This window comes from Streptomyces sp. NPDC002324, assembly GCF_053593335.1.
Window position 1 is genome coordinate 515,028 of record NZ_JBSFCF010000002.1, and the last position, 25,345, is coordinate 540,372.

The 25,345-nt window shown below is 73.2% G+C and carries 20 protein-coding genes; 7 read left to right on the top strand and 13 right to left on the bottom strand.

What is annotated here, in order from left to right:
• Window positions 1–19: 19 nt before the first annotated feature.
• From ACWCRJ_RS05330 to ACWCRJ_RS05370, 9 genes are all read right to left on the bottom strand, one after another.
• On the bottom strand, window positions 20–811 hold the full coding sequence (locus ACWCRJ_RS05330) for a class I SAM-dependent DNA methyltransferase (protein ID WP_450938007.1): 792 nt from the start codon (window positions 809–811) through the stop codon (window positions 20–22).
• Window positions 808–2,070, bottom strand: coding sequence for an MFS transporter (locus ACWCRJ_RS05335; RefSeq protein ID WP_450938008.1), 1,263 nt, complete (start codon window positions 2,068–2,070; stop codon window positions 808–810). Before ACWCRJ_RS05335 ends, ACWCRJ_RS05330 begins: the two co-directional genes overlap by 4 nt.
• The gene (locus ACWCRJ_RS05340) at window positions 2,054–3,169 is read right to left on the bottom strand and encodes a mandelate racemase/muconate lactonizing enzyme family protein (protein WP_450938009.1); all 1,116 of its coding nucleotides are present in this window, start codon (window positions 3,167–3,169) and stop codon (window positions 2,054–2,056) included. Before ACWCRJ_RS05340 ends, ACWCRJ_RS05335 begins: the two co-directional genes overlap by 17 nt.
• Entirely contained in the window at window positions 3,166–4,254 is a 1,089-nt protein-coding gene (locus tag ACWCRJ_RS05345; protein ID WP_450938010.1) for a PLP-dependent cysteine synthase family protein, read from the bottom strand. Before ACWCRJ_RS05345 ends, ACWCRJ_RS05340 begins: the two co-directional genes overlap by 4 nt.
• Entirely contained in the window at window positions 4,251–5,129 is an 879-nt protein-coding gene (locus ACWCRJ_RS05350) for a Rossmann-like domain-containing protein (protein WP_450938011.1), read from the bottom strand. The genes ACWCRJ_RS05345 and ACWCRJ_RS05350 overlap by 4 nt, the downstream gene beginning before the upstream one ends.
• Window positions 5,126–6,382 carry an ATP-grasp domain-containing protein gene (locus tag ACWCRJ_RS05355; protein WP_450938012.1) on the bottom strand — a complete coding sequence of 419 codons (1,257 nt, stop codon included), beginning with the start codon at window positions 6,380–6,382 and terminating at the stop codon, window positions 5,126–5,128. The genes ACWCRJ_RS05350 and ACWCRJ_RS05355 overlap by 4 nt, the downstream gene beginning before the upstream one ends.
• 159 nt (window positions 6,383–6,541) lie before the next feature.
• Window positions 6,542–7,762, bottom strand: a complete 1,221-nt coding sequence (locus tag ACWCRJ_RS05360; RefSeq protein WP_450938163.1) for a vWA domain-containing protein — start codon at window positions 7,760–7,762, stop codon at window positions 6,542–6,544.
• Between the two features lie 215 nt (window positions 7,763–7,977).
• A complete protein-coding gene (locus ACWCRJ_RS05365; protein WP_450938013.1) occupies window positions 7,978–9,249 on the bottom strand; it encodes an AAA family ATPase in 1,272 nt (423 codons plus the stop codon).
• An 81-nt stretch (window positions 9,250–9,330) separates the two neighbouring features.
• Entirely contained in the window at window positions 9,331–10,815 is a 1,485-nt protein-coding gene (locus ACWCRJ_RS05370; RefSeq protein WP_450938014.1) for a hypothetical protein, read from the bottom strand.
• Between the two features lie 297 nt (window positions 10,816–11,112).
• On the opposite strand from ACWCRJ_RS05370, the gene ACWCRJ_RS05375 reads away from it, so the two are divergent.
• Window positions 11,113–12,594, top strand: coding sequence for an MFS transporter (locus ACWCRJ_RS05375; protein ID WP_450938015.1), 1,482 nt, complete (start codon window positions 11,113–11,115; stop codon window positions 12,592–12,594).
• Window positions 12,595–12,628: 34 nt separating this feature from the next.
• Here ACWCRJ_RS05375 and ACWCRJ_RS05380 read toward each other — a convergent pair whose 3' ends face one another.
• Window positions 12,629–14,278, bottom strand: coding sequence for a cellulase family glycosylhydrolase (locus ACWCRJ_RS05380; protein WP_450938016.1), 1,650 nt, complete (start codon window positions 14,276–14,278; stop codon window positions 12,629–12,631).
• A gap of 168 nt (window positions 14,279–14,446) precedes the next feature.
• Entirely contained in the window at window positions 14,447–15,577 is a 1,131-nt protein-coding gene (locus ACWCRJ_RS05385) for a GDSL-type esterase/lipase family protein (RefSeq protein WP_450938017.1), read from the bottom strand.
• 254 nt (window positions 15,578–15,831) lie between these two features.
• Between ACWCRJ_RS05385 and ACWCRJ_RS05390 the strand changes: the two genes are divergently transcribed.
• The gene (locus tag ACWCRJ_RS05390) at window positions 15,832–17,025 is read left to right on the top strand and encodes a right-handed parallel beta-helix repeat-containing protein (protein ID WP_450938018.1); all 1,194 of its coding nucleotides are present in this window, start codon (window positions 15,832–15,834) and stop codon (window positions 17,023–17,025) included.
• Between the two features lie 675 nt (window positions 17,026–17,700).
• On the opposite strand, the gene ACWCRJ_RS05395 is transcribed toward ACWCRJ_RS05390, so the two are convergent.
• Window positions 17,701–18,285, bottom strand: a complete 585-nt coding sequence (locus ACWCRJ_RS05395) for a TetR/AcrR family transcriptional regulator (RefSeq protein WP_450938019.1) — start codon at window positions 18,283–18,285, stop codon at window positions 17,701–17,703.
• A gap of 209 nt (window positions 18,286–18,494) precedes the next feature.
• Here ACWCRJ_RS05395 and ACWCRJ_RS05400 point away from each other — a divergent pair, with 209 nt between their 5' ends.
• From ACWCRJ_RS05400 to ACWCRJ_RS05420, 5 genes are all read left to right on the top strand, one after another.
• Complete coding sequence (locus tag ACWCRJ_RS05400) at window positions 18,495–19,061, top strand: (2Fe-2S)-binding protein (protein ID WP_450938020.1); 567 nt, start codon at window positions 18,495–18,497, stop codon at window positions 19,059–19,061.
• Complete coding sequence (locus ACWCRJ_RS05405) at window positions 19,058–20,050, top strand: FAD binding domain-containing protein (protein WP_450938021.1); 993 nt, start codon at window positions 19,058–19,060, stop codon at window positions 20,048–20,050. Before ACWCRJ_RS05400 ends, ACWCRJ_RS05405 begins: the two co-directional genes overlap by 4 nt.
• Complete coding sequence (locus ACWCRJ_RS05410; RefSeq protein ID WP_450938022.1) at window positions 20,047–22,167, top strand: xanthine dehydrogenase family protein molybdopterin-binding subunit; 2,121 nt, start codon at window positions 20,047–20,049, stop codon at window positions 22,165–22,167. Before ACWCRJ_RS05405 ends, ACWCRJ_RS05410 begins: the two co-directional genes overlap by 4 nt.
• Complete coding sequence (locus ACWCRJ_RS05415) at window positions 22,160–23,338, top strand: XdhC family protein (protein WP_450938023.1); 1,179 nt, start codon at window positions 22,160–22,162, stop codon at window positions 23,336–23,338. Before ACWCRJ_RS05410 ends, ACWCRJ_RS05415 begins: the two co-directional genes overlap by 8 nt.
• A gap of 129 nt (window positions 23,339–23,467) precedes the next feature.
• A complete protein-coding gene (locus ACWCRJ_RS05420; RefSeq protein WP_450938024.1) occupies window positions 23,468–23,839 on the top strand; it encodes a hypothetical protein in 372 nt (123 codons plus the stop codon).
• Here the strand turns inward: ACWCRJ_RS05420 and ACWCRJ_RS05425 are convergent.
• Window positions 23,783–25,180: a phospholipase gene (locus ACWCRJ_RS05425; protein ID WP_450938025.1), complete on the bottom strand. Its 1,398-nt coding sequence runs from the start codon at window positions 25,178–25,180 to the stop codon at window positions 23,783–23,785. The genes ACWCRJ_RS05420 and ACWCRJ_RS05425 overlap by 57 nt on opposite strands.
• Between the last annotated feature and the right edge of the window lie 165 nt (window positions 25,181–25,345).

Consider the following 25,345-nt stretch of genomic DNA (forward strand, 5'->3'; position numbering starts at 1 on the left):
TGATGGGGTGGAGGAGGGGTCAGTGGGTGGCGGAGAGCCGGGCGACGACGTGCAGCCGGTCGGCGTCCGCCGTGCTGCCGGGCAACCGGCCGTCCTGCCAGGGTGGTTCGGTGCGCGGACCCGGCCCGTCATGCAGTTCGAGCACCTCGAAGCCGTGCGTGGTGAGGACGTGGCGCAGCTCCTGCGGGAACAACAGCCGCCAGGCGGACCGCTGTTCGGCCGGCGCCGTGCCGTCGTCCGAAGTCCAGACACGGGTACGGCGCAGCAGCTGGGCGGTGCGGTCCACGGTGAGGGTGGTGGTGGACCGGTAGGCGGTGCCCTGCCAGGTGAAGGCGTGGACGGCCTGGGTGTCGAGCAGGTCGGTGCGGCCCAGGAAGTAGGCGCCGTTGCGCATCTCCGCGACCAGCAGCCCACCGGCCGACAGTGCCCGGCGGCAGGAGGTGAGGAAACCGTCGAGCTGGTCGGCGGTGTGGCAGTACAGGAGCGAGCTGTCCAGGCAGACGACCGCGTCGAAGGCGGACCGGCCCAGGTCGAAGCCGCGCAGATCGGCCCGCACGTACGCCGGCCCGGGATGCAGGGCACGGGCGTGGGCGAGCATCGCCTCGGACAGGTCGGCCCCGGTCACCGTACGGCCGGCGTGGTGCAGGTGGGCCGCGTCGCGCCCGGTGCCGCAGCCCATGTCCAGGACGCGCGGCCCGGCTCCGTGGCGCCGCAGACAGTCCTCGGCCCAGCGCCCGGCCAGCCGCCCGGGATCGGGGAAGCGGGCCTCGTACAGCTCGGGGTTGTCGGTGAGGAGGTTGCCGTCCGTCATGCGCTGCTCCTCTCACCGGCCGGAGCGGGGGCGGTGGCCGACGGGCTCGGGGGCAGGGCCCCCAGCCGGCGCAGCCGGCCGACGCCGGCCGCCGAGACGAGGCCGAACGCGGCGCAGCACGCCCAGGGCAGCCAGGCGTGGCCGCCGTGTCCGCCGGCGTCCATGGCCCACCCGACGGCGGCGTTGCCGACGGCCGCGGCGATGCCGGAGACGACGTAGAAGATCCCGAAGTACGTGCCGGTCAGTTCCGGGCGTCCGAAGCGGGGGATCAGCTCCATCACGAACGGCGAGGCGACCATGAGGCCGAGGTGGAGGAGCAGTGCTCCGAGCAGGACGGACACGGCGGCCGGCCATCCCGAGGCCCCGAGACCGGTCGCCACGGCCGGTGGCAGGAACGCCAGGCCCGTCACGGCGAGCCCCACACCGATCCAACGTGCCCTGTCCCCGCGCGACTTGAGCGATCGGGTGATGCGCAGCTGGAGCGCGAGGTTGGCGAGCGTACCGACGAGGAGGACGAGTCCGGCCGCGCCGTCCCAGCCGGTGGCCTCCCGGGCCCCGGCGGGCAGCAGCAGGTACAGCTGGTTCTCCAGGGTGAACATGCCGACCATGGCGAGCGCGAACGCCAGGAAGGCACGGTTGCCGAGTACCTCCCGCCAGTCCCCGAGGACTCCGCCGCCGCTCGGCTCGACCTTCCGGGCGGGCAGGACGAGGGCCTGCGCGACGGTGAGGGCCGCGAAGATCCCGGCGGCGGTCAGCGCGGACGTGCGGAAGTCCACGAGCAGCAGCGCACCGCCCAGCAGCGGACCGATCAGGGCGCCCGTCGTCGCGAAGACGTTGAACAGCGCGAACGCCTCCGCCTTGCGCTCCCCGGACTCCTGCGACAGATACGCCCGCACCGCCGGGTTGAACAGCGCCCCGGCGAGCCCGCTGAGCACCGAGGCGGCGAGCAGCACGGGCAGTCCGTCACCGAGGGCGAACAGCGCGAACCCGACGGTCCGCAGCGCACAGCCGGCGATGATCACGCCCCGCGCGCCGAGCCGGTCCGAGGCGGAGCCGCCGATGAGGAACAGGCCCTGCTGGCTGAGGTTTCGGACCCCCAGAACGATCCCGACGACGGCCGCCGACATGCCCAGGTTCTCGGTGAGGTGGGTGGCGAGGTAGGGGATCAGGAGGTAGAAGCCGATGTTCACGCCGAGCTGGTTGACCAGGAGGAGTCGGACGGCGAACGGGAAGCGGCGTATCTCATGCCACGTCTGCACGGCGTATCTCCCCCGTTCCGTCGCGTCGTCCGTCCGCTTCGGCGCCCTTGTCGGTGGCGCGGAGCCGAACTCCCAGCCCCGGCAGGTTGGTTGTGCGTACGAAGCCGTCGGTGCCGCCGATTCCGGTCCAGGGGTCGGCGGCGAGCAGGAGGTGTCCGTCGAGGTCCACCCAGCGGGCCCGGTCGGCGAGGTGGACGGCGGGCGCGAGACCGAGGGTGCTGGCGGTGAGGCAGCCGAGCATCAGCTCGGTGCCGCTGCCCTCGATCGCCTCGGCGATGCGCAGGGCCGCGTGGACGCCGCCGCACTTGGCGAGCTTGACGTTGACGCCGTGCACCCGTCCCGCCAGCCGCCGCACGTCCTCGACGCCCACGGCGTCCTCGTCGGCGATGACGGGCAGCGGAGAGCGCTCCGCGAGGGCGGCCAGCGCCTCCGGATCGCCGGGCACGAGGGGCTGTTCGACGGCCTCCACCCCGAGGTCCGCGAAGCGCGGCAGCAGGGCCTCGGCCTGCGCCGACGTCCAGGCGCCGTTGGGGTCCAGGAGCAGCCGGGCGCGGGGCGCGGCGGTCCGGACGGCCCGGACGCGCTCGATGTCCTCCTCCGGGTCCGGGGCGCCGGCCTTCACCTTGACGATCTCGAAGCCGCTCGCGGCCAGGCGGCGTGCCTCGGCCCCGGCGCGCGACGGCGAGGTGATGCCGATGGTCCGGGCGGTCGCGGCCACCGGCGCGGACGGGGCGCCCAGCAGACGGTGGACGGGGCTGTCCGCCCGCTTGCCGACCAGATCGAGGAGCGCGGCGCCGACGGCGGCGGTCACGGCCGGCGCGGTCTGCGGGGGAGCGGCCCACTCGCCGGCGCGCAGCGCCTCCAGCGCGCTCTCCGGATCGCGGAAGCGGCCGAGGCCGGCGGCGGCGTCCGCGAACAGCCGTCCCAGGGTGTCGGCGTCGAGGCCGTAGTAGACGCTGGTGACGGCCTCGCCGTGGCCGCGCCGTCCGTCGTCGTCCTCGACGGTCAGCCACACCGCGTCGCGCGCGGACATGGTGGAGCGGGAGATGCGCAACGGCTCGGCGAGTGCGAGGCGTACGGTGCGCCGGGTGACCTTCACAGTCTCTCTTCCGGACGGGGGACCTCAAGGGGGTCGCGGACCCTGCCGCACCGGACCCAGCCGACGGCCTCGGCCGCGCCGGGATGCGGGATCTCGACGGGGCGGACGGCGGCGGAGGCCGGGTCGATGCCGTGGGCGGTGGCGAAGTCGTCGTCGTAGACGCTGCCGAGGTAGCGGTGCGGGCCGTCCGGGAAGACGGTGGCGACGACGGCGCCCGGGTGGACGCGGGCCGCCCAGGCGGCGACCAGCGCGACCGCGCCGGTGCTCCAGCCGCCGCTGACGAAGCTGCCCCGCGCGAGGCGACGGCAGCTGTCGACGGCCTCGGCCGGACCGACCCAGTGGACCTCGTCGAAGGCGTCGTAGGCGACGTTGCGCGGGTGGATGCTGCTGCCCAGGCCGCGCATCAGCCTCGGCCGGGCCGGCTGGCCGAAGATCGTCGAGCCGGTGGAGTCGACGCCGACGAGGCGCAGCGCGGGCCAGTGCCGCCGCAGCGGGCCGATGATGCCCGCGCTGTGGCCGCCGGTGCCGACGCTGCACACCAGGACGTCCACGTGGTCGAGCTGGACGGCGATCTCGGCGGCGAGCGAGGCGTATCCGGCGGTGTTGTCGGGGTTGTTGTACTGGTCGGGCCAGTACGCCCCGGGCAGTACGGCGAGCAGCTCCCGCAGCCGCGCGAGGCGGGCCGCCTGCCAGCCGCCGACGGCCGCCGGGCGGTCCACCAGCTCCAGCCGGACGCCGTGGGAGCGCAGCAACTGCCGCATGGACGGCTCCAGTTCGCTGTCGCCGACCAGGACGACCGGATGGCCGAGCGCCTGTCCGGCGAAGGCCAGCCCGATGCCCAGCGTGCCGGAGGTCGATTCCACCACGGGTGCGCCGGGCCGCAGTTCACCGCGCTCCCGGGCGCCCAGCAGCATGGACACGGCGGCCCGTGCCTTCATACCGCCGGCGGCGAGTCCTTCCAGCTTGGCCCAGAACCCCGGCTGCGGGCCCGGCAGGTCGGCGGTGATGCGCGCCAGGGGCGTCCGCCCGACGAGGGACAGCAACTCCGGGCGGGCCACGGTACGCAGGACGGTCGTCGACGTCATGGGCGGTCTCCCGAATCCGGACACGAACCCGAGCCGGTGTCCGTGCCGTCCGCGCCGTAGCGGTGCAGGGTGCCCGGTCCCGCGTCCAGCCAGAAGAAGGGGTACGGCTCCGCGCACACCGCGCTCACCCCGTGACCGAGGAACCGGGGCAGCACCGCACTGCCGGTCTGCGCGAACATCACCAATTGCTTGCCCCGCGACAGGGCGTGCCGCCGCAGCGGCTCGAAGCTCCCGTTGCCCAGGGTCATCCCGGAGACCAGCAGCGCGTCACAGGAGCCGACGGCCGCGAGCGCGTCGGTGACGACCGGCTCCCCCCACTCCGTGACGCCGCCCTTGAGGTCGCACGGCACAGAGCGGAGTCCGCGCGAACGCAGGGCCTCAAGCAGGGAGTTGACGACCCCGACCACGAGCACCGTGGCGCCCGCCGGCAGATCGAGCAGTTCGACGACGGCCCGCGCCCGCGCCCGTGACTTCTCCAGCGAGGTACCGGCCGGCAGGGGGTAGGGGTGTGCCCCGTGTTCCGGTGTGTGCGGGCGGACGTGCATCAGATAGGCGTCCAGTGCGGCGACCCGCACCGGGAGGAGCGGATGCGCGAGGAGCCGGGCGACATCGGCGCCGGCGCAAGTGTCGACCGCCGCGTCCGGCAGGGCGCCGGGTTCGACCGCGCAGGACCCCACGGCACCGGCGAGCCGCAGGCTGAGCACCTCGTTCCGGTAGCCGGTGCCCCGTCCGTCGTGCCGCACCGCCTGCCGCGTCACGAACGCCACCGCGACGCGCAACGTCCGTGGATCCGGGCCGAGTTCACCCGCGAGAGCACGATCCAGCAGGTTCTCGTACGTCGTGGCGGCCCCGGCCGCCGACGCGACGGCGGTCACCGGATCACCAGCCCGTCGCGTAGCTCGGCCAACAGCGCATCGACCTGCTCGCGGGCGCCCGGCCCGGCCGGGTCGCCCACCATGACATGGCCGAGATACTCGTTGTTGCTGCCGGCCGCTCTGACCTGTCGGCCGGGTTCGGCGAGCCGCACCTCCAGCACACCGGCCCGGTCGGCGAGCCGGCCGCCGTCCAGTGCTTCGAGGGTGCCCGAGGTGTTCGGTACGAGGAAGCCGACGGCGGCGCTGCGCAGTCCGGTCTCCCGGCGCCGCAGGTCGGGTGCACGGCCGAGGGCGACCTCCACGGCGGCCGCGGCGAGGTCGACGCCGGTGACATGGCGGATCAGCTCGGTGATGCGGTTCCCGGCGGGCCGGGGGTTGACCTCGACGACGCGCGGACCGGCCGGGGTCAGCTTGATCTCGGTGTGGGCCACGACGCCGTCGGTCAGCCCGAGTGCCTTGAGGGCGTTCAGCGCGGTCTGCTCGGCGGCCGCGGCGTCGGCGCCCGTCAGGGCGGCGGGGAACATGTGCCCGGTCTCGATGAACGCGGGCGCCCCGCCGACGCTCTTGTCGGTCACCCCCACGACGTGCACGGCCCCCGCGTGCGACACGGTCTCGACGCTCACCTCGGGGCCGGTCAGCAACTCTTCGAGGAGGACGGCGGGCACCCGGCGCTGCCCGCGCGCGTTCAGCGGAAAATCCGCCAACGCGGCTACCGCGGCGGCCAGTTCCGTCTCGTCGTCCACACGCCGTACGTACATGCCCGCGCACAGGTCGACCGGCTTCACGACCAGCGGATAGCCGATCTCCCGGGCCGCGCGGGCGATGTCGGCCCACTCCTCGTGGAGGGCGAATCGGGGGCCGGGCACGTCTGCCTCGGCGAGGACGCGGCGGGTGGCGTCCTTGCGGCAGGCGTCCGCGACGGCCTGCGGGCCGGGCCCCGGGAGTCCGAGGTGGCCGGCGATCCGGGCGACCGTCGGCAGGTAGTAGTCGCAGGAGGAGATCACCCCGTCGAAGCCGAACACCGCGTGCAGACGCGCCGCCTCCGGGAGGAGGGCGTCGAGGTCGTTGGTGTCGGCCGTGACCACGTTCCGCGCGCCGAGCAGCGGATGAGCCGTGCCCTCGGGGGCCGAGCGCAGGTAGTGGTGCAGGTCGCGGGTGAGGAACGTGAACTCGTGTCCGCCTTCACGGATGGCCCGTGGCAGCAGTCTGCTCATCGATCCGACCCAGCTCTCGACCACCAACAGATGAGCCACAGCTCCCCTTTTCGTGCGGTGCGTTCAGGCGTGAGGGCAGCCCGACGACGCCTCCGGCAGAGGAGGCGCCCGGCTTGACATGCTCACCTTATCGATAATCGTTTTCATTGTCATGTGTGAGGTCGGTGCGGTGCGGCAGGTGGCGGTCGGGGTAGGGGATCATCCGATCTCGACCACGCGGGCCCAGGCCGGGGGCGAGTGCGGTACGTAGTCGGGGTCGTCCTCGCTCCATGTGGTGCGTCGGGAATGCCGGGGGAAGAGGCCGACCACGGTCCGGCACGGTGGCCGGGAGGCCGGCCAGGGGGTCTGCCCGTCGGTGAGGGCCACGATGACGTCGGGCCTGGGGTGGCTGCGGAGCGCCCTGGTGAATCCCGCGCGCAGGTTCGTACCGCCGCCGCCCAACAGGGGAATGCCCTCCGCCTTGCACAGCGGATGGGCGATCCGGGCCGCCGCGTCGCACGGGACGACGGTGACGGGGTCCCGTCGGCCACCCACCGCACGGGAGATCGCCGCGACCTCCAGGAGCGCGCTGCCCAGTTCCGTGTCGCTCACCGATCCCGAGGTGTCGATGATCACCGAGACATGGGGCGGCCGGCGACGCAGGCTCGGCAGCACGGTGCCGGGCACGCCGGCCGAGCGCCGCGACGGCCGGCCGTAGCTGTAGTCCTCCCCCGCGCCGGGCGCGGACGCCGCCGACCGGACCGCCGCGCCCAGCAACTCCCGCCACGGCTGGGGCGGATGGAACGCCTCCTCCGCCCAGCGCTTCCAGCCCGCCGACGCCGAACCCGGCCGGCCGGTGATGCCCTGCGCCACCCGGAACCGGACCGCGTCCCGTTCCTGCTCGCTCAGGCCGTGCGCCCCGTCCGCCCCCAGCTCCCACTCCCGTTCCAGACCGTCGGCGCCACTGCCGCAGTCGAGCCACGCGAACTCGCCCGTCCGCGGGCCCAACTGGAACCGGCGCAGGTAGTCTTCCATCAGCTGTCCCTCGGGCAGCCTGAGGAGCGCCGGATCGACGACGCCCTCGGGCTTGACCAGTCCGTCGCCGAACGCGTCGTCGTTGATCTCGCAGTCGGCGGCGATGTTCATCCGCAGCCGCTCCCCGGGGCCGGACAGCCCCCGCTCCGCGGCGACCCGGTCGCTGCGCCCGTGATGGTCGCGGAGAAGATGCGACACCTCGTGCACCCACACCCCGGCCAGCTCCTCGACCGGCCTGCGGTCCACGAAGTCCGGGGAGACGTAACACCGCCAGTACCGGTCGACCCCTATGGTGGGCACCCGCCGGCACTCGACGACGTGCAGCGCGAACAACGCCGACGCCAGATAGGGGCGGGCCCGAGCCGCCTGCAGCCGGGCGGCGTAGAGCTTGTCGAAGTCGAGCACCCGCGGGCCGGCCGCGCCGGGGCCGTGCGCGGAACGCCGGGTCGTGGCGCCGCCGGTGCGCGCCGCACCGGTGGCGGTCGTTGCCCGCACGCCCGTGCCGGTGTTCGTCGTATCGCCGCCGGTGCTCGTCCCCGCCCCCGTGCCACCGCCGCCCGCACCCGTGTCGCCGGCCACCGAACCCCCGTCCCTGGTCGCCCCCTCACTCGTGTCGGCGCTCAACGGTGGGCCCCGTTCGCCTTCTTGGCGCGGGCGGCTGCCTCGTCCGCACGCCGGGACAGGGTGACCACGCCGACCAGGTTCTCGATCGCCGACGGCACGTCCCAGTCGTCGCGGCGCAGTGACGCGAGAGTGGTCGCGGGGACGACCACCAGATCCGGAGCCCCGGTCTCCAGCGCCCGCACCAGCAGTGCCCACGCCGCGTCCCAGCGGTCCTTCTCCGGGCGGGTCCGGACCGCCGCCACCACGCCGTCGAGCACCGCCTGCCGCAGATCTCCCCGCTCGGGCAGGTCCGCCCCCGCCGGGTCGGCGAGCAGCGTCTCCGGATCCGGCAGGTCCAGCCGGTCCAGAGAGGCCAGCAGCTCCAGACCCGGACCGTCGCCCACGGTGCCCCGCACCAGCTGGGAGAGCACTTCGCGCGACACATCGGCGGCGGTCGCGAAGGCGATCAGATGCAGCGTCATCTCCCAGCTCCGGGGCGACGGCCACGCCCCGCCCCGGCGGCTCTCGCTGGAGGGCAGCTGATGCACGAGCTTGGGCCGTGCGGCCAGCAGCGCGCACACCGCGCGCCGGGCGAAGTCCACCGCCTCCGGCAGCCGCTCCGGCGCGAGCCGCGGCAGGGTGGCCCGCGGCCAGGTCCCCCCGAGCCCCCGGACGACGACCTCGTGGTCGTGCGTCCACTGCAGATGTACGAACCGGTTGGCCAGCGGCGGACTCAGCTCCCACCCGTCGGCCGCCGAGGACCGGGGGTTGGCGGCGGCCACGATCCGTACGCGGGGCGGCAGTTGCAGCGCGCCGATCCTCCGTTCCAGCACCAGTCGCAGCAGCGCGGCCTGGACGGCGGGCGGCGCGGTCGACAGCTCGTCCAGGAACAGCAGCCCCCGGCCCGCGCGCACCAGCCGCACCGCCCAGTCCGGCGGGGCCATCGGCACTCCCTGCTCGGCCGGGTCGTCTCCCACGATCGGCAGCCCCGAGAAGTCGGACGGCTCGTGCACGCTGGCGATCACGGTCGTCAGCGGAAGGTCCAGGGCGGCGGCGAGCTGTGTCAGCGCCGCGGTCTTGCCGATCCCCGGCTCACCCCACAGCAGTACGGGCAGGTCGGCGGCGACGGCCAGCGTCAGTGCCTCCAGCTGGGCGTCGGGGCGCGGTTCGGTCGTCGTGGTCCGCAACAGGCTCAACAGGTCCGCCGCGACGTCGAGTTGCGTGAGGTGACCGGGGGCGGGGGGATCGGAGACGGTGGTGGGCAGGGCGAACGGCGTGCATGTGGGCATATGGGGTCACCTTGGGGGTGTAGGGGGCTCGAAGCATTCGGTGGGTGCGGCCCGGGAGCAGGAGTGGGCCACGGGCCCCGGTCAGAAGAAGGACGCGGTGCGGGGGCGGCGCCGGCGGGGAGGGCGGCGGCCGGTCTCGGCGCGTGCGCCTCGGGGGAGGCGATCGGCGAGACCGGACCGGTACAGGCCGTAGACGATCCGCCGTCGCGCGGCCGACTCCAGCTCGTCCCGCAGCGGGCCGTCGCGCAGAACCGCCTCGGGGCCGAGGAGCCCCTCGACGACGGACAGCGCACCGGCGATGTCCCCGTGGTCCAGGCGTTCGCGCACGCCGGACAGACAGTCCGGGCGACGGTGTGCCTCGTCGATGGCCCGTAGACAGGGGAGGGGAGTCCCGGTCAGTCGGACCAGCAGTTCCTCCCGCCGAATCTCGGCCGGGCCATGGTCCAGGGCCACCAGCGACCCGCCGACGAGTCCGATCCGGTGTCGCTCTCCCCGGCACTCCACGATGCGCGCCCGGCCCGCACAATCCGGAGCCTCGCCGTGCCCGGACCGAACGTGATCCGGTACGAGCGCCGACGCGACCAGCGGATGCAGCCGCCCGGCATCGAGCGCGCCCGCACGGAGCAGCTCCAGGTCGGGCAGCGTCCAGGTCGCGGCGTCGGGCAGGACCGGCAACGAGGTGAAAGCTCCGTCGGCGCCGGACGCGGCCGTGATCCGCAGCGAGCGCGAGAGCGACCCGCCGTCGCCGAGACCCGCGCGGACGTCGACGTCCGGCCCCTCACCCGCTCCCGTGCCCCGGCCCGGGGCAAGGTCCCGGTCAGGGTCCGGGCCCAGGGCAAGGTCCAGGAGCAGTCGGCCCCGGGCGCCGCACCGTACGAGAACGGTCCCCGCGGACCGCCCCTCGGCGCGCAGCACGATCGCCGCCTCGTCCGCCCACCGTTCGACGGCGCAGCCGAGTTCCGCGGCCGGTGTTCCCCCCACATCCGGCCCCGGCGGGCGCGGCCCCGGCGGCCGGTCCGCTCCGGAACGACCGCGCAGCTCGGCCACCCTGCGCGCGTCCCACAGGTGGCGGTGCAGATCGAGCCGGTACCGGCGACCGGGTCGCGGATGCGGATGAACGCGGGCACCGAGGTCGGAGCGGGACCCGTCCCACACCGCGAGACTGATCCGCTGCCCGGCGTCCGCCCAGGCGGGCGGGGTCCGGACCACGAGGTGTACGGAGGACGGGCCGTCACGCCCGGCCACCCGGTACCGGGCCAGTGTCAGGGTCAGGCCCGGTCGCAGCAGCCCGTCGGGAGCGATCCTCGGCATGTGCCAGCGCAGCAGGTCCGGTGCCAGGTGCCGGAGATCGGCCCGGACTCGGGACGCCAACTCCCGGCCCTGGTCGCGCGCCAGGGCACGCAGGTCGAGGTCGACGTCGACGCCCGCGGCGGCGCACGCGCCGGCCCAGTCGCCGACGGCACGGCGGGCGGTCGCGGTCTCGACCATGGAGGGTGGCACGGCGAACTCGCGCACGCGCAACCAGAAGGAAAGGCGGGAATCCCCGTGCGAAGCATCAGTGAGCATCAGCACTCACCTTGCTCGGACGGGACCCCCATTCTGTCGATGGAGTGAGTAGTCATCGCGGGGACCGTAACGCCACCCCGCCCGATTCCGCACCTGTTTTTCCGGGTCCGCCGCGCGCGAGCAGCCGCCGACGCCCGAGTGGTGACCCCCGGGGCACCGGCGTACGGTCGAACAGTGAACGCGGCGGTGGACGGAACCGTTCACCGGACCCTGCCTTTGCGAAATGCCATGAGCAATCCTCAGCCGACTTCCCCAGCTCGCACCACCACCCGGGAATCGGGTGGTGGCGGGAGTGCGATGGCACTGTTCGTCATCGCCTCGTGTCAGCTGATGGTGGTGCTGGACATCACCATCGTGAACATCGCCCTGCCGGACATCCAGCGTTCGCTGGACTTCTCGACGACGAGCCTCGCCTGGGTGGTCAACGCGTACACGCTGACCTTCGGCGGACTGTTGCTGCTCGGCGGCCGGGCCGGTGACATCCTCGGCCGGCGCCGGGTCTTCATCTTCGGCGTGCTGCTGTTCGTGCTGGCCTCGCTCCTCGGCGGCCTCGCCCAGAACGAGGTCCAACTCCTCGCCGCCCGCGCCCTCCAGGGTGTCGGCGGCGCCATCGCGTCCCCGACCTCCCTCGCCCTGATCAGTACGACCTTCCGTGAAGGACCGGAACGCAACCGGGCGTTCGGGGTGTTCGCGGCGGTCTCGGCGGGCGGCGGCGCGATCGGGCTGCTCGCCGGCGGCGTCCTCGTGGAGTGGCTGAACTGGCGGTGGGTGCTGTTCGTCAACGTGCCCATCGGACTGCTGATCGTGCTGGCGACACCGCGCTGGATCAAGGAGTCCGAGCGCACCCCCGGGCACTTCGACATCACCGGCGCCCTGACCTCCACCCTGGGCATGGTGTGCCTGGTGTACGGCTTCATCCGGGCGGCGCAGGAGGGCTGGCGGGACCCGCTCACGCTGGCCTCGTTCGCCGGGGCCGTCGTGCTCCTGGTGGCGTTCGTGCTGGTGGAGAAACGCTCCCGGCAGCCGATCACGCCTCTGCACATGTTCGCCGACCGTAACCGCGCGGGAACGTACGGCATCATGCTGTGCCTGGCGGCCGCGATCTTCGGCATGTTCTTCTTCCTCACGCTGTTCACCCAGAACGTGCTGGGCTTCAGCCCGTTGGCCACCGGGCTCGCGTTCCTGCCGGTCAGCGCCGTCATCGCGGTCGGCGCCGGGCTGGCCTCGCGGTTCCTGCCCGTGTACGGACCCAAACCGTTCATGGTGGGGGGCGCGATCCTCGCGGCGGCCGGCCTCGGCTGGCTGACCCTGACCGATGTCCACTCCACCTACGCCGGCAGCGTCCTCGGCCCGATGCTCGTCTTCAGCCTCGGCATGGGCATGGAGTTCGTCTCGCTGACCCTGATGGCGCTCTCCGACGTACCGAACGCCGAGACCGGCGCGGCCTCCGGACTCCTCAACGCCACCCAGCAGGTGGGGGGTTCGCTCGGCCTGTCCATCCTCGTCACGATGTACGGCACGGCCAGCACCAACGAGGCGGCCGAGCAGATCCCGGACTTCCTGTCGCAGGCGACCCCGGCCGAGCGCCTGCGGTTCGAACAGACCGGGCAGCTCCCGCCGCCCTGGTCCGACGAGGTGCTCACCGCGGGCGTCTCGGCCGCCTTCGTCATGGCCGCGATCTTCACCGTCGTCGCCGCCCTGATCGCCGTCCTGGCCATCCAGGTCCGGCCCTCCGACCTGGAGCGGCTGAAGGGCGGGGTTGGGCCGGGCCCGGGCTGAGCGGCCGGGCCCGGCGGGGCAGTGGTCACCGGGGTCAAGTCGTCGAGCAGGCAGCCCCGTTGAGCGTGAACGCGGTGGGCGCCGGGTTGGTGCTGCCACGGCTCGCCGTGAAGCCGAGGGTGGCCGATCCCGCGGCCGGGATGTTCGCGGTGTACGAGGCGGCGGTGACGGTGACGGTCGCGCCGGACTGGGCCGCCGTACCGCCCCACAGGCTCAGGACGCGCTGGCTGTCGGGGAAGGTCCAGCGCAGGGTCCAGCCGTTGACGGCCGAGGCGCCGGTGTTGCGGATGACGATCTCGCCCTGGAACCCGCCGGACCACTCGCCGGTCACCCGGTAGCCGACGGCACAGGCCGCCGTGGAACCGCCGGAGGCGGTCGTGACGTTCACCGTTCCCGAGCGTGCCGAGCGGTTGCCGGCCGCGTCGCGCGCGTACACGGCGAAGGTGTGGGACGTGGCGGGGGTCAGCCCGGTGAGCGTGGCGGAGGTGCCGGTCGTGGTGGTCGCCGCGGTCTCGGCGGTGCCGTTGACCCGGACCACGTCGTAGCCGGTGACGCCGCTCGCGTCGGTGGCGGCGGACCAGGTCAGGGTGGCGGACGAGGAGGTCACCGCGGAGGCGGTCGGGGTGCCCGGGACCGTCGGGGGAGTGGTGTCGCCGCCGGAGGAGGCGTAGATCGCGGCCTCCTCGGACGTGGCGGCGATACCGTTCGCGCCGTTGAAGAGGCGCTGCCCCCAGCCGGTCAGCCGGTTCGGGTCGAAGCCGGTGACCATGTCCAGGTACTCGACACCGCCGCCGTTGCCGCTCCAGGACCAGCCGAGGTAACCGAGGCCGAGGCGCTGGGCGGTGGCGAGGATGGCGTCCTCGTCGGGGTTGCCGTCCGAGTGGTCGTGCCCGAACTCGCCGATCACGATGGGCAGCTTGGCCTGCACGAACCGGTTGAGGTAGTCGTTCACCTCCGCCGCCGTGTCGAAGACGCCGTACATGTGGATGGAGAAGATCGTGTTGGCGTCCGGGTCGGCGGCGAAGACGGAGGCCGCGTTGTCGCGCATCGTGAACGCCCAGTCCTGGCCCCAGTTGGGGGCGTCGACCATGATCGTGTGGTCGAACCCGGCGGCGCGCAGCTTCTGGATCGCGGCCTTGGTGTCCGCCGTCCAGCCCGCGTAGTCGTTGTTGCCGTACGGCTCGTTGCCGATGTTGACGATGACGTGGTCCTCCTGGCCCGTCAGCGCGCTCTGCACCTCGATCCAGTAGTCGGCGGCCCGGGAGAGCGTGACCGCCCCGCTCTGCTCGCCGTAGCCCGTGGTGTCGTGCACCTCCAGGACGCAGATGAGCCGGTTCCGCTTGCACTGCGTCACGACGTTCGCCACGTCGGCCGTGTCGTTGCGGGTCCACCGGTCCCCGCTGGAGAAGACCACGCGGACGGTGTTGGCGCCCTTGGCCTTGATGTGGGCGAGCGAGCCGATCCGGTCGGCGTACCAGGTGTGGGCGTGGTTCACGCCGCGCATCACGAAGTCGTTGCCGGAGCGCTCCAGCAGCCGGCCGTTCTCGATACGGAATCCGGACGGCGTCGCGTGCGCCGGCGTGCCGAGGACCAATAGGGGGAGCAACAGGCCGAGGAGGGCGGCGGCGAGGGTGGCCGCACGGGGGACGCGGGCGGGGGCGGTCGTGCGCCTACGGGATCTCATGGCGGCTCCAGGGAGGGGGTGGAGGAAGTGGGGGAGGTGGGGGAGGGGAGAGCGCCTCGGGGGTCGGCCGGTGCCGATGCCGATGCCGGTCGTGGGTCAGTGGTCGGCCGGTGGTCCGCGGCGGTCGGCCCGGTGATCCGTCGGTGGCTGTCGCTGGTCGGCCGATGGTTACGAGGTGGCCGTCGCCCGTGCCGTGCAGCCGACCGTCGCCGACGGCGTCCCGGCCGTCGTGGGCGTCGTGGCGACGAACCCGAACGTGGCGCTCGTGCCCGGCGCGAGCGTGCCGTTCCACGAGGCGTTGGTGACCGTGACCGTGCCGTCGGCCGCCGTGGCAGAGGTCCCGTTCCAGACCTGGGTGAGACGGGCGCCGCCGGCTGGTACGACCGTCACGGTCCAGCCCGCGACGGCGGACGTGGACGTGTTCGCCACCGTCACCTCGCCCTGATAGCCGCCCTGCCAGACGTTGGTGGCCCGGAAGACCGCGCCGCACGTGGGCCGGCCGCCACCCGGATCGCCGGGATCACCGGGATCGCCCGGATCACCCGGCACACCCGCGTCCAGTACCGCGCTCAGCGCCGGATACCAGCGGGCGGCGATCTTGTCGTCGCCGGCGGAGTTCGGGTGCACGCCGTCGTAGGTGTCGGTGGCCGTGCTGAACCCGGTCCACTGGTCGACCACGGTCACGGGTGAGTCGACGGTGCTCGTCGCCCGGGCCCAGGCGGGGATCAGCGCGTCGAAGTCCACGACACGCTGCGCGCAGCCCGGGCAGCTGCCGGGATTCATGGGGATGAGCTGCGCGACGAGGATCCGCATGTGCGGGTTGGAGGCCCGCATCTGGCCGACGAGCTTGGTGTACGCGGCGAGGATGCGGTCCGGGGCGATGCTGCTCCACACGTCGTTCGTGCCGAAGTGCATGACAACGATGTCCGGGCGCGTCGCCGACAGCCGGGCGGGCAGCAGGTTCTGGTCGGCGACGTTGGTCACCAGCTCGCCGCCGTGGCCCTCGTTGTCGCCGTCGTGCTCCTGCCCGCAGCCCTGCGTGCCGAGCGTGCCGACGAAGTCGAGGTCGGTGTAGCCGGCGTTCCGCAGACGGTTCCACAGCACCGCCCGCCAGCAGCCGGGCGAACCCGTGATCGAGTCGCCGAGCGGCATGACGCGTACCGGGGCCGCCGTGATGTCGGCGGTCGCCGGTCCGGCCGCGGCGGGCGGTGCGAGGGTCAGTGCGAGGGAGGCGAGCAGGGCGGCCAACAGGCCGAGAAGCGGCACGTGCCGTAAGGGGGAGTGTGGGGTACTGCGCATGGATGGTCCCTTCCCTGACGTGAGATGGGAGCGCTCCCAGGTGAACATGCCATCGTTGTCATTTACACGTCAAGACGGCTGCGTGCACATCTTCCGCCGTGGTTCGCGTCGATCGTGATGCCGCGTTCCGACCCTCGCTCTGTTCAAGAATGAGAACGTCGATCATGTGCATGGTTATTGACGTGCTCGGGACAACGGCCCTAGCGTCCGGGCTCGGAAAGCGCTTTCCCCTTCGGTTGCCCGGGAGACGAACCATGCGTCCACAGCGATTCACCGCGTGCGTAAGCCTGTTGAGCGTCCTGGCCGGCGGCCTGCTCGCCCTGTCCGCCCCGGCCGCGCACGCCGTCGGCAACATCTACGTGGCGACCAACGGCAACGACGGCAACGCCGGCACCCTGGCGGCCCCGTTGCGGACCATCCAGCGGGCGGTGGACCTGGCGCAGGCGGGCGACTCGATCCTGATCCGGGGCGGGACCTATGCGCCGACGACGAGCATCCAGTTGCTCAAGAGCGGTACGGCGAGCCAGCCCATCCGGCTCGGCAACTACAACGGCGAGCGGGTCGTCATCGACGGCGAGGGGATGCCGTACACCCCCGGCGCGGTCGGCTCCAGCATCCCCCGGGCCCAGCGGGGCGCGATCCACATCGAGGGGGAGTACTGGCGGCTGAGCGGACTGGAGATCGCCAACGGGCCGTACGGGATCTTCGGCGTGGACACCAGTGGCAACGTCTTCGAGCGGCTGGTCACGCGCAACAACTACGAGTCCGGCCTGCACCTCCAGGGTGCGTCGAGTGCCAACCAGATCATCAACCTGGACAGTTACGGCAACCGGGATCCGCGCAAGAACGGTGAGAGCGCCGACGGCCTGGCGATCAAGGAGGGTTCCGGGACGGGCAACGCCGTGCGCGGGGCCCGGCTGTGGAACAACGCCGACGACGGGCTGGACTTCTGGGAGTTCCTCTCGCCGGTGACGGTCGAGGGAAGCGTCGCCCACGGCAACGGCTACAACCGCTGGAGCCTGCCGGACTACACCGGTGACGGAAACGGCTTCAAGCTCGGCGGCGGTGGTGACGAGGACCTGCCCGCGGGGCACGTCGTGCGCAACAGCGCGGCGTGGGACAACTCCGCGGGCGGGTTCATCGACAACGCCAACCCCGGCGCGCTGCTGGCCGAGCGCTGCACGGCGTGGCGCAACAAGGGCACCGGGTTCGACTTCGCCGACGCCGACGGCACACTGACCAGGAACCTCGCGGTCGCCAACGGCACGAACGTCTCGCTGGGCTCGAACTCCGGCGGCAGCGGCAACTCCTGGAACCTCGGCGGCACCTGGTCCTTCACGAGCACGGACGCGACGACGATCACCGGCACCAGGGCGGCGGACGGCTCGATCCCGACGTCACCGTTCCTGCGACCGGCGGGTGGCGCGGACGTGGGGGCGCGGTTCTGAGGGATTCCGGCTCTGGGCGGCTGGGTTCGTTCGTGCGCGCCCACGCGGTCTCGCTTGCTGAGGGCTCGGCGGTGAACGGCCGTATTCCGGCGTCCGTGTTGCTGCGGTCCGTGAGCGCCGAAGTGGCTGTCCGTCGCCGTAGCCGTAGCCGTAGCCGTAGCCGTAGCCGTAGCCGTAGCCGTAGCCGTAGCCGTAGCCGTAGCCGTCGCCGTCGCCGTCGCCGTCGCGGGCGGGGTGGCCGGCGGCCGGGTTGCGGCGTCCGTGTTGCTGCGGCCCGCGAGCGGCGCGGCTGCGACGGAGCACGGTGCTTCGGCGCCCCCGTCCCTCGCGAGCGCCCCCGGCATGGCCGCCCGTCGCCGTCGCCGTTGCCGTCCGCAGCCAGGGTGGCCGGCGCCGGGGCTGCGGAGTCCTGTTCCTGTGTTCCGCGAGCGGTGCGGCGCCGCTCCGACGGAGCGCGCCGCTCGGCGGTGCCCGGTCCTTCGCGAGCACGTGCGCCGGCGCCCGGAGCGCCGTGCCCGGTCCTTTCGCGAGCACATGCGCTGTCACCCGGAGCCGTAGCCGGCGCAGCGGACGGCTCATCCCCGCCCCCCACCTCGCCCACCCGAGAGCCGCCACCCCGGCGGAGGTCCGTCGGCGTCACCGTCGCGTGCGTCGGCCGGGTGAACCGGGCCGCGCTCAACGCCCCGGGCTCGCGGCTCCCGTGCGCAGCCCGTCCATGACCAGGTCGAGGAGGCGGGTGGCGCGTGGCTGCCAGTCGGTCTGGGGGTCGAGCTGCCAGAGGCCGGCGATCGCGAGGAAGAAGTCGTCCGCGGTGACTCCGGGGCGGACGGTACCGGCCTTCTCGCCCGCGCGGAGCAGGAGTTCGGCGGCTTCGCTCACGGGCGTGTGGGTCGGCCGGTCGGGGCCGTCGCGGCGGCTGGTGGCCTGGCGGATCGCGTCCGCGAGGCCGGCCTTGGTCATGGCGAACCGGGCGAACCGGTCCATCCACTCGCGCAGCGCCCGGTCCGGCGCGCGCGTGGCGAGCAGTTCGACGGCGGAGTCGGCGACCTGCCGCATCTCGTGCCGGTAGATCTCCAGGACCAGGGCCTCGCGGGTGGGGAAGTGCCGGTAGAACGTGCCCTGTCCGACGCACGCCTTTTTGGCTATCCCGCTCAACGGCGCGTCCGCGCTGCGCGTCAGTTCGGTCAGGGCGACCGCCAGGATGCGCTCACGGTTGCGCTGGGCGTCCGAGCGCAGAGGAGCATCCTTCTTCCGCTCCACAGCACCTCCTTCCGGGTCCTGGCCGAAACCCGTTCTTGTTAAGCGGACAGCTGTCCATTAGGTTTTTCCGGAGAGGACAGCTGTCCGTTTGTGTCATCGTAGCGTCGGCAAGGCCGGCGTGGGCACCCCCGCTGTCCCTATCCATGACTCGACCGCCTGCCGGAGCGAGTCCCTCCGACATGCTCCGGATACGCGAAAGAAGGCTGATCATGTCCCCAGCCACCTCCTCGACGTACAGCGCCATCACCCTGAACATCAACGGCGAGAAGCACACGCTCTCCGTGGACCACCGCACCACCCTGCTCGACGCCCTGCGCGAGCGCCTCGACATGACCGGCACGAAGAAGGGCTGCGACCAGGGACAGTGCGGTGCCTGCACCCTCCTCGTCGACGGACGCCGGAGCGTCTCCTGCCTTCAGCTGGCGGTCGCGGCCGAGGGCCGCGAGATCACCACCATCGAGGGCGTCGCCGACGGGGACGAACTGCCCCCCGTGCAGCAGGCCTTCCTCGATCTCGACGGCTTCCAGTGCGGCTACTGCACCCCGGGCCAGATCTGCTCGGCCATCGCGGTCATCGAGGAACACGCGGCGGGCTGGCCCAGCGCCGCCACCGACGACGTACGCCCGGAGGCCGGACCGCCACCGCTGACGCCCGCGGAGATCCGCGAGCGGATGAGCGGCAACCTGTGCCGCTGCGGCGCCTACGTGTCGATCGTCGAGGCCGTCGCCCGCGCCGCCGCCGACAGCACCGCGAACACCAAGGAGACCGTGGCGTGAAGGAGTTCGACTACCAGCGGGCGTACGACGTCTCCGGCGCGGTCGCCCTGCTCGGCGCCGACCCCGAGGCCCGCTTCCTCGGCGGCGGCACCAACCTCGTCGACCTGATGAAGACCGGCGTCGAGCGGCCCGCCCGGCTCGTCGACGTCCGCGAACTCCCCCTCGACAGGATCGAGTCCACCGAGGACGGCGGACTGCGCGTCGGCGCGACCGTCACCAACAGCGACCTCGCCGCGCACCCCGAAGTCCGCCGCCGCTACCCGGCGTTGGCCCAGGCGGTGCTGGCCGGCGCGTCCGGGCAGCTGCGCAACATGGCCACCGTCGGCGGCAACCTCCTGCAGCGCACCCGCTGCGGGTACTTCGCCGACGTGACCCAGCCCTGCAACAAGCGCCTGCCCGGCAGCGGCTGCCCCGCGATCGAGGGCGAGCACCACAACCACGCGATCCTCGGCGCCTCCGGGCACTGCGTGGCCACCCACCCGTCCGACATGGGTGTGGCCCTGGCCGCCTTCGACGCCGTGGTGACGTACGAGACGGCCGACGGGCGCGGCGAGTCGCCGCTCGCCGACTTCTACCTCCCGGTGGGCGACACTCCGCACGTCGAGACGGCCCTGCCGCCGGGAGCCCTGATCACCGGCGTCGTCCTGCCACCCGCCCCCGTCGCCGCGCACTCCCGCTACCGCAAGGTCCGCGAACGCGCCTCGTACGCCTTCGCCATCGGCTCGATCGCCGCCGCGGTCGAGGTCCGCGACGGCGTCGTGCACGAGGTACGGCTGGCCCTCGGGGCGGTCGCGTCCCGGCCGTGGCGGGCCCGCACGGCCGAGCGTGTGCTGACCGGGGCCCCGGCCACCGCCGAGTCCTTCGCGGCCGCCGCCGACGCCGAACTGGCCGCCGCCGCACCGCTGCCGCACAACGGGTACAAGGTGACGCTCATGCGCAACCTCGTCGTGGCCGTCCTGTCCGAACTCACCGAGGAGGCCTCCCGATGACCACCGCCCCGACCGCACGCCAGGGCGCCGTCGGTACCGCGCACACCCGCGTCGAAGGCCGCGACAAGGTCACCGGCGCCGCCCGCTACGCCGGGGAGATCCCCTTCACCGGGCTCGTCCACGGCTGGCTCGCGCTGTCCACGGTGGCCCGCGGCCGGATCCGCTCGATCGAGACCGCCGACGTGCTCGGCATGCCGGGCGTGCTCGCCGTCCTGACGCACGAGAACGCCCCGCGCCTCGACACCGACTACACGGGTCTCATGGGGTCGAAGCCCGACCCGACCACCGCCGTCTTCCAGCACGACCGGGTGCCGCACCGGGGCTGGCCGGTGGCGCTCGTCGTCGCCGAGACCTCCGAGCAGGCCAGGGAGGCCGCCGAGGCGCTGGTCGTGCACTATGAACAGCAGACGCACGACATCGCGTTCGCCGCCGACCACCCGGACGCCTACGCGCTGGACGCCTTCGGCCCCGCGGTGATCGAGAAGGGTGACCTGGAGGGCGAACTCGCCGCCTCCGCCGTGGTCGTGGACGCCGAGTACACGACCCCCGAGGAACACCACAACCCGATGGAGCCGCACGCGGTGACGGCCCGCTGGGACGGCGGCCGGCTCGACGTCCTCGACTCCAACCAGGGCACCATGTGGGTCGCGGGCGAACTCGCCAACCTGTTCTCCCTCGACCCCGCCTCGGTACGGGTGCGCTCCGAGCACGTCGGCGGCGGCTTCGGCAGCAAGGGCGTCCGCGCGCACCAGGTCGCCGCCGTCATGGCCGCGACCGTCCTGCAGCGCCCGGTCCGGGTGGTCATGACCCGGCGTCAGATGTTCTCCCTGGCCGGCTACCGCAGCCCGACCGCCCAGCGGGTCCGGCTCGGCGCCGACGCCGACGGACGGCTGCGCGCCCTGGAGCACCGCTCGCAGAGCCTCACCTCGACCGTGCACGAGTTCATCGAGCCGGCCGCCGGACCGGCCCGCGTCATGTACGCCGCCGAGGCCCACCACACGGCCAGCAAGGTGGTACGGCTCGACGTGCCGACCCCCACCTGGATGCGCGCGCCCGGCGAGGCACCGGGCTCGTTCGCGCTGGAGTCGGCGATGGACGAACTCGCCGAGAAGCTGGGCATCGACCCGATCGAGCTGCGGATCCGCAACGAACCCGAGCGCGGCCCCGTCTCCGGGCTGCCGTTCGCCGGCCGCAACCTGCACGCCTGCTTCAGCGAAGGAGCCCGCCGGTTCGGCTGGGCCGACCGCGACCCACGCCCGGGCGTGCGCCGCGAGGGCCGCTGGCTGCTCGGCACCGGCACGGCGGCGGCCTCCTTCGGCGCGGGTGCCGCACCGTCCACGGCGGCCGTGACCGCCGAGGCCGACGGCACCTTCACCGTGCGGGTCAACGCGGCGGACATCGGGACCGGCGCCCGCACCGCGCTCACCCTGGTCGCCGCCGACGCGCTGGAGGTCGCGCCGGAGCAGGTCCGGGTGCGGATCGGCGACAGCGACTTCGGACCCGCCATGATCGCCGGCGGCTCCATGGGAACCCGTTCCTGGGCCTGGGCCGTCACCCTCGCGGCCCGTGACGTCAGGGAACGCCTCGCCCTCGGCGCCGACATCCCGCCGGAGGGCATCACCGTCCGCTCCGACACCACCGCCGCCATCGGCGCCCTCGCCCGGAAGGAACGCCACTCCTACGGCGCCCAGTTCGCCGAGGTGGCCGTGGACCCCGCCACCGGCGAGGTCCGCGTGCGCCGCATGCTCGGCATCTTCGCGGCCGGAAGGATCGTCAACCCGCTCACCGCCCGCGGCCAGCTCGTCGGCGGCATGATCTGGGGCATCTCCATGGCCCTGCACGAGGAGGCGCTACGCGACCGGGCGTCCGGCGGCCACTACGGCGCCGACCTCGCCGGATACCACGTGGCCGCGCACGCCGACGTACCCGCCGTCGAGGCCGACTGGGTGGAGGACCTCGACCCCGACGACCCCGTGGGCATCAAGGGCATCGGCGAGATCGGCATCGTGGGCGCGGCCGCCGCCGTCGCCAACGCCGTCCGGCACGCCACGGGCGTACGTCACCGCCATCTGCCCATCCGGCCCGATCGCGTCCTGACGGCGGGCCGGGATGCTTGACGCGGCCACCGAGCTGAGCGCGTGGGCCGAGGAGGGCCGCGACTTCGCCGTCGCCACCGTCGTGGCGGTGAGCGGCAGCGCCCCGCGCGACCCCGGCGCGGCCCTCGCCGTCGACAGCCGGGGCACGGCCGTGGGCTCGGTCTCCGGCGGCTGTGTCGAGGGCGAGGTGTACGAGCTGTGCCGACAGGCCCTGGCGGACGGCGAGACCGTCCTGCGGCGCTTCGGCTACAGCGACGAGGACGCGTTCGCCGTCGGCCTGACCTGCGGCGGCGTCATCGACATCCTGGTCACCCCCGTCACCGCCGGGTCGCCGGCCCTAGCCGTGCTGCGCGCCGCCCTCTCGGCCGCCGCCCGGGGCGAGCGGACGGCTCTCGCCCGCGTCGTCCGGGGACCGGCCGAACTCCTCGGACAGGCCCTGCTCGTACGGGCCGACGGGGCCGGCGACCGGACGTACGACGGGACGGCCGAGTCCGGCCACGAAGGCGGTCTCGGCGGGCACCCCGACCTGGACCGGACGGCCGCCGCCGAGGCACGGGCCATGCTGGACGGCGGACGCTCGGGCACCGTCGAGCTGTCGGCGGACGGATCGCACTGCCCCGGCGGCCTCACCCTCCTCGTGGAGACGCGGGTGCCGCCACCCCGCATGATCGTGTTCGGGGCGATCGACTTCGCGGCGGCGCTGGTGCGCGCGGGCAAGTTCCTCGGCCACCACGTCACGGTGTGCGACGCCCGCCCCGTCTTCGCCACGCGGGCCCGTTTTCCCGAGGCCGACGACATCGTGGTGGACTGGCCGCACCGCTATCTGCGGCGCACCGCGACCGACCGGCGCACGGTCCTGTGCGTGCTCACCCACGACGCCAAGTTCGACATCCCGCTGCTGACCGTGGCCCTGCGGATGCCGGTCGCGTTCGTGGGGGCGATGGGCTCCCGCCGCACCCACGCCGACCGTGAACACCGCCTGCGGGAAGCCGGCCTCACCGAACGGGAGCTGGCCCGGCTCAGGTCCCCGATCGGGCTCGACCTCGGGGCCCGTACGCCCGAGGAGACGGCCCTGTCCATCGCGGCGGAGATCGTCGCGGCCCGGCGCGGCGGCACGGGCGTCCCGCTGACCGGGTCGCAGACGCCGATCCACCGAGAGCCGCAGGAGAAGGGGGCCGTGGCGGCGGCCTGAGGACGCGCGGGCCCGGAGTACGCCCGAGGACACGCGGGCCCGAGGACACGCGGTCCTGAGTACGTCGGCCGGGGCGACTGAGTACGAGGTCCGATGTCCCGGACCAGCGGCCGCTGGTGCACTGTCTGCATGGACACGCCCCCCTCGCGCCCGCGCCCCCTCCGCAACGTCACCGCGACGGCCGCCGCCACCGGTTCGGCCCTCGCGGTGGTGCTCGTTCCGCTCGTGGTCGGCGCGCTGGTGGCGCGGTCGGCCGGCGGTGACCCGATGGCGTCCGTCAACGCCCTGATCGCGGGCGGCGGGGAGCGGGCGAAGCTGTCCCGGAGCCATCTGCCCGTCCTGCGGGGCATCCGCACGATGCCCCGCAGGACGGTCCGGAACCTGTCCCGGCGACGGTCGGCTCAGGACCGTCCGCAGGTGCACCGCCGACTGCCGGGACGATGGCTACCGGCCCGCCGCGAGGACGTACGTGTTGAGGTTCCCGACCGTCGTGAGCGGTGACGGCGAGCCCAGCTCGTAGCGGTCGACGGCGAGGTAGTTGGGCTTCTTGCGCGCGGCCGGGGTGCAGAAGTTCTGCGCGCGGTTGCCCAGCTTGGCGTTGTCCGTCTCGGCCGTGCCGCTGACGGTGTAGTCGCGGAAGTGGTTCATGACGAACAGTGGGTGGAAGACGGCCGAGTCCGTGGTGAGGGGCCTGCTCGTGCCCCAGCGGCTGTAGCAGGACCAGTCGGAGCCGCCGAGCCCGCCGCCCATGGACCAGTAGTTCTCCACGGTCCACTCCCGCTGGTACATCACCCCGAAGGTGTCGCGGGTGGCGTAACCGGCGGAGACGTCGCTCGCGCGCGTGCGGTCGCTGAAGACCAGCAGTTGCTTGCCCCGGGCGGCGAGGTCCGCCATGGTCGGCCAGCCGCTGGTCGTCACGCCCTCCTGGTCGGGCCGGTACAGCACGTCGGACAGACCGCTGACGGAGGCCAGCGACGCCTTCAACACGTCGGAGGATGTGTAGTCCTCCAGGAAGACGGTGGCGAACTGGCCCGGGTTGGCCTTGAGGAAGTCGACCATGCGCTGGAGGTCGGTGGCGAGCGGAACCGGACTGCCGACGCCGTCACAGCTGTTGTGACAGAGCACGGCCCGCCCCGACACGGTGTACGCGTCCAGCATGAACCCCCTTACGCCGTCCGTGAGTTGGCGGCTCACGCCGCGCGACTGGTTGGGGAAGAGGCTGACCGGGAACGAGGCGAAGTCGCCGTCCGCACCGTTGGCGAAGGCGTTGTGGGAGGTGAGGAACGTGACCTGGTCGAGGGTCCGGGTGTCGGGGGACGGCATGGCCGACGTGGCGGGGGCGACCGGCGTGAGGTACCAGCGGGCCTGGTCCCCGTTCGACCCGATCCGCACCAGGGAGGAGTCCGAGGACACGCCCGTCAGGTACTGCGAGGTGCCGGGCACACCGATCGTGTACGTGCCGCTCGCGGCCTCGGCGACCGTCCAGGTGGTGCCGTCCGCGCCACAGGCCGCCGTCACCGCCGAGGTGCCGTCGCGGCCGAGGCAGATCCCCGACTCGTCGGCGTTGCGCAACTGGTGGCCGCCGCCGACGGCGACCGGTGTCCACTGCTGGTGGTCCTCGTTGCCCCTGGGGTTGTGCGCGACGACCGTACCGCCGCTGTCCGCCGCGTTGAGACCGGTGACGGAGTTCTGCAGATAGACCGAGTACGCGGGCACCGCGGCTGCGGCGGGACCCGGGAACGCCATGGGCACGCCCAGGGCGAGTGCGGCGGCCGCGCACAGGGCGCGGGCGTGCGCGCGGGGGCGCGAACGAGGACGGGGTTGGGGACGGGACAGACTCACGGGGTTCCTTCCGCTCCGGCACGCCGGGTTGATGTCAGAGGCATGACACACCGAGCACCGGGTCGCGCACCAGCCCTGTCACATGAAGACCTGCGTGAACTTGCGTCCGCGGAACGGAACTTGGCCGGGGAATGGTTTGAGATTCAAGCAAGTCTTGGGGATTCT